At 72.6% G+C, this 4,277-nt stretch carries 2 protein-coding genes; both read right to left on the bottom strand.

Annotated elements, in window-relative coordinates:
- Positions 1 to 16: 16 nt before the first annotated feature.
- Entirely contained in the window at positions 17 to 1,381 is a 1,365-nt protein-coding gene (locus ALMP_RS07465; RefSeq protein ID WP_264925436.1) for an FAD-dependent oxidoreductase, read from the bottom strand.
- 134 nt (positions 1,382 to 1,515) lie between these two features.
- Positions 1,516 to 4,209, bottom strand: a complete 2,694-nt coding sequence (locus tag ALMP_RS07460; RefSeq protein ID WP_264925435.1) for a SpoIIE family protein phosphatase/ATP-binding protein — start codon at positions 4,207 to 4,209, stop codon at positions 1,516 to 1,518.
- Positions 4,210 to 4,277: the final 68 nt, after the last annotated feature.

The following is a 4,277-nucleotide window of genomic DNA, read 5'->3' as shown; positions in this document are numbered from 1 at the left end:
GCCCACGCGTGTGTGTCTACGCGCCGCTCTCGCGGAGCATGTCCTCACGCTCGACGATCTTCACGCGCTCGCGGCCCTGCGGCTCGCCCAGCGCCTTCTCCGCCGCGTCCAGCTTGTACCAGCCCTCCCAGGTGGTGAAGCGGACCTGGCGCTCGGCGAGGAACGCGTCCACGGCCTCGGGCGCCGGTGCGGCCGGCGTGTGCAGACGGCCGTTGGCGAAGTCGTCCAGCAGGTTGGCCACCGTCTCGTTGGCGTCGCCCTTGGTGTGGCCGATCAGACCGACCGGGCCGCGCCGGATCCAGCCGGTGACGTACGTCGACTGCAGGTGGGCGCCGCTGTCCTCGATGACCCGGCCGCCCTCGTCGGGGACCGTGCCCGACTCCAGGTCCCAGGGCAGCTTCGGCAGCTTCTCCGACAGGTAGCCGACGGCACGGTAGACCGCGGTGACGTCCCAGTCCTTGAACTCGCCGGTGCCCTTGACGTTGCCGGTGCCGTCCAGGGCGGTGCGCTCGGTGCGCAGGCCGACGACCTTGCCGTCCTCGCCGAGGATCTCCGTCGGGGACTCGAAGAAGTGCAGGAACAGCTTGTGCGGGCGCTCGCCGATGTCGCGGATCGCCCAGTTCTCCAGCGTCTTGGCGACCATGTCGGCCTGCTTGTTGCCGCGCCGGGTCGCGATCGAGCCGTCGTCGTAGTCGATGTCCTCGGGGTCGACGACGACCTCGATGGTGGGGGAGTGGTCCAGCTCCCGCAGCTCCATCGGGGAGAACTTGGCCTGCGCCGGGCCACGGCGGCCGAAGACGTGGATCTCCAGCGCCTTGTTGGCCTTCAGGCCCTCGTAGACGTTCGGCGGGATCTCCGTGGGCAGCAGCTCGTCCGCCGTCTTGGCGAGGATGCGGGCCACGTCCAGGGCGACGTTGCCGACGCCGAGGACGGCGACCTTCTCGGCCTCCAGCGGCCAGGTGCGCGGAACGTCCGGGTGGCCGTCGTACCAGGAGACGAAGTCGGCGGCGCCGTAGGAGCCGTCCAGCTCGATGCCGGGGATCGACAGCTCGCGGTCGGCCATCGCGCCGGTCGAGAAGATCACGGCGTCGTAGAAGGCGCGCAGGTCGTCGAGGTTGATGTCGGTCGGGTAGTCGACGTTGCCGAACAGGCGGATCTGCGGCTTGTCGAGGACCTGGTGCAGGGCCGTGATGATGCCCTTGATCCGGGGGTGGTCCGGAGCCACGCCGTACCGGATCAGTCCGAACGGGGCCGGCATGCGCTCGAAGAGGTCGATGGACACACCGGGGTCGGCGGCCACATCGGACTTGAGCAGCGCGTCGGCGGCGTAGATCCCGGCGGGGCCGGCTCCGACGATGGCTACCCGCAGGGGGCGGGGCATGATCAGGTTCCCTTCGAGCGGCGACAGAACGATCTCGACGGGAAGCCTAAACTAAGGCATGCCTAACTCGGTACGCGGGTCCGGTCTATGAGCTCATAAACGGCTTTTATGAGTCAGATGGCGCCCAATTCGCCCTACGGCAACGGCTGTTCCGCCCAGATGACCTTCCCGGTGGGGGTGTAGCGGGTGCCCCAGCGGTCGGTGAGCTGGGCGACCAGGAACAGACCGCGGCCGCCCTCGTCGGTCATCGCCGCGTACCGCAGATGCGGCGAGGTGCTGCTGCCGTCCCAGACCTCGCAGATCAGGGTGCGGTCCCGCAGCAGCCGTACCCGCACCGGGGCGGTGCCGTAGCGGATCGCGTTGGTGACCAGCTCGCTCAGGATCAGCTCCGTCGTGAAGGACAGGTCCTCCAGCTCCCAGCGCACCAGCTGCTCGGCGACCGCGGCGCGCACCTCGCCCACCGCGGCCGGATCCACCGGCACGCCCCACTCGGCGACCCGGTCCGCGCCGAGCGCCCGGGTGCGGGCGACGATCAGCGCGATGTCGTCGTTCGGGCGGGCCGGCAGCAGGGACTCCAGGACCGTCCGGCAGGTCTCCTCCGGTGAGCTGTCGGTCCGCTCCAGCGCGCCGCGCAGCCGCTCCAGACCCGTGTCGATGTCCTGCCGCCGGTCCTCCACCAGCCCGTCCGTGTACAGCACCAGTCGGCTGCCCTCCGCCAGCTCCAGCTCGGCCGTCTCGAACGGCAGCCCGCCCAGGCCGAGCGGCAGACCGGCCGGCACCTTCGGGAACTCCACCTGCCCGTCCGGGTGGACCAGCGCGGGCGGCGGATGGCCGGCCCGGGCCACGGTGCACCGCTGGGAGACCGGATCGTAGATGGCGTACAGACAGGTCGCCCCCGCGACCGGAGCGGTCGCGCCGTCGGCCGCCTCGTCCTGGTCGATCCGCGCCACCAGCTCGTCCAGCAGCCCGAGGAGTTCCTCCGGCGCCAGATCCAGCGCGGAGAAGTTGTGCACGGCGGTGCGCAGCCGGCCCATGGTGGCCGCCGCGTGCAGCCCGTGCCCGACGACGTCACCCACCACCAGCGCCACCCGGGCCCCGGACAGCGGCAGCACGTCGAACCAGTCGCCGCCGACCCCCGCCTGCGCGGGCAGATACCGGTAGGCGATGTCCAGGGCGCCCTGCTCGGGCAGGGTGCGCGGCAGCAGGCTGCGCTGCAGCGTGACGGCCATCCCGTGCTCGCGGGTGAAACGGCGCGCGTTGTCGATGGAGACCGCGGCCCGCGCCACCAGCTCCTCCGCGAGGGCCACCTCCTCCGGGTCGAACGGATCGGGCCGCTCCGACCGCCAGAAGCTGACCACGCCCAGCACCAGCGCCCCGGCCCGCACCGGCACCGTGATCAGCGAGTGGATGCCGAACTCCACGACCTGCTCGGTGCGTTCCAGGTCCTGCGCCCGCCACCCCGGGGACTCGGCGAGCCGCGCCTCCAGGACGGGCCGCTCGGCGGCCAGCGAGCGGGCCTGCGGCGCGGAGTCGACGAACCGGATCTGCTCGCCCACCGCGTACAGCGGCGCGCCCTTGCGGACGCAGGCCAGCGCCGTGCGCCGCAGTGTGGCCCGGGCCTCCGGCTCCTCCCCGGCCAGCACGGCGTCGAAGAGGTCCACGGTCGCGAAGTCCGCGAACCGGGGCACCGCCAGCTCCGCCAGCTCCTCCGCCGTACGGGTCACGTCCAGGCTGGTCCCGATGCGCACCCCGGCCGCGTACAGCATGTCGAGGCGCTCGCGGGCCGCCTCCGCCCGGCCCGACAGGGCGCGCAGCTCCGTGGAGTCGCGCAGCGTGGCGACGCTGCCGGCCGGCCCGCCCGCGAGCTGTGTGGGCCGCTGGTTGATGGCCAGCAGTCGCTCCCCGACGAGGTGCACCTCGTCCGTGGCGACCCGCCCGGAGGCGAGCAGTTCGGCCGTGCCGGCGTCCAGCCCGAGGTCGAGCACCTTGCGCCGCTCGGCGTCCGGGGGCAGGTTCAGCAGCCGGTGCGCCTCGTCGTTGGCGAGCAGCAGGTCACCGTCGCCGCCGACGATGATCACCCCTTCGCGCACCGCGTGCAGGACCGCGTCGTGGTGCTCGTACATGCGGGTCATCTCGCGCGGGCCCAGACCGTGGGTCTGGCGCAGCAGCCGGCGGCTGACCAGCGCCGTGCCGCCGGTGGCCAGGGCGAGGGCCGCCGCCGCGGTGGCCAGCACCAGCGGCAGCTGACGGTCCGCGGTGCCGCCGACGCGCTCGGTGGTGATACCCGCCGACACCAGACCCACGACCGTCCCGTCGGGCGCCTTCACCGGTACGACCGCCTGCACCAGCCGGCCGATCGTCCCGTCGATCTCCTCCACGACCGTGCCCCCGGCCTGCGCCGGTGCCAGCGTCCCGACGAACTTCTTGCCGATCCGGTCCGGCTTGGGGTGCGTGTAGCGGACCCCTTCGGGGTTCATCACGACGATGAAGTCGACCTCCGCCGCCTCGCGGGCGGCCTCGGCGCGCGGCTGGAGCACCGCCGTCGGGTCCGGACTGTCCAGCGCCGCCACCGTGCCCGGCGCGTTGGCGAAGGTCTCGGCGACGGCGAGTGAACGGTTGCGGGCCTCCCGGGTCGAGTCGTGCCGCACCTGGAGTACCAGCGCCACCACGGCGCCGACGACCAGCAGCAGCACGATGACCACCTGCAGGACGAACACCTGCGCGGCGAGACTGCGCCCGCCCAGCGTGGTCTCGGACGTGCGCCGCACCCGGGGGCCTCCGGGACGACGGACCGGCCGGGCACCCGATCGCCCCAGGAGTCGGACCATGTGCCATGTCTACACTGCCCGGCCGCGAGAGGCGAGAGGCACTACGCAGGGTGATGGAGCGGGCCCGC

The organism is Streptomyces sp. A012304 (assembly GCF_026008495.1).
GTDB lineage: Bacteria > Actinomycetota > Actinomycetes > Streptomycetales > Streptomycetaceae > Streptomyces.
This window is presented reverse-complemented; position numbering and strand designations above follow the sequence as displayed.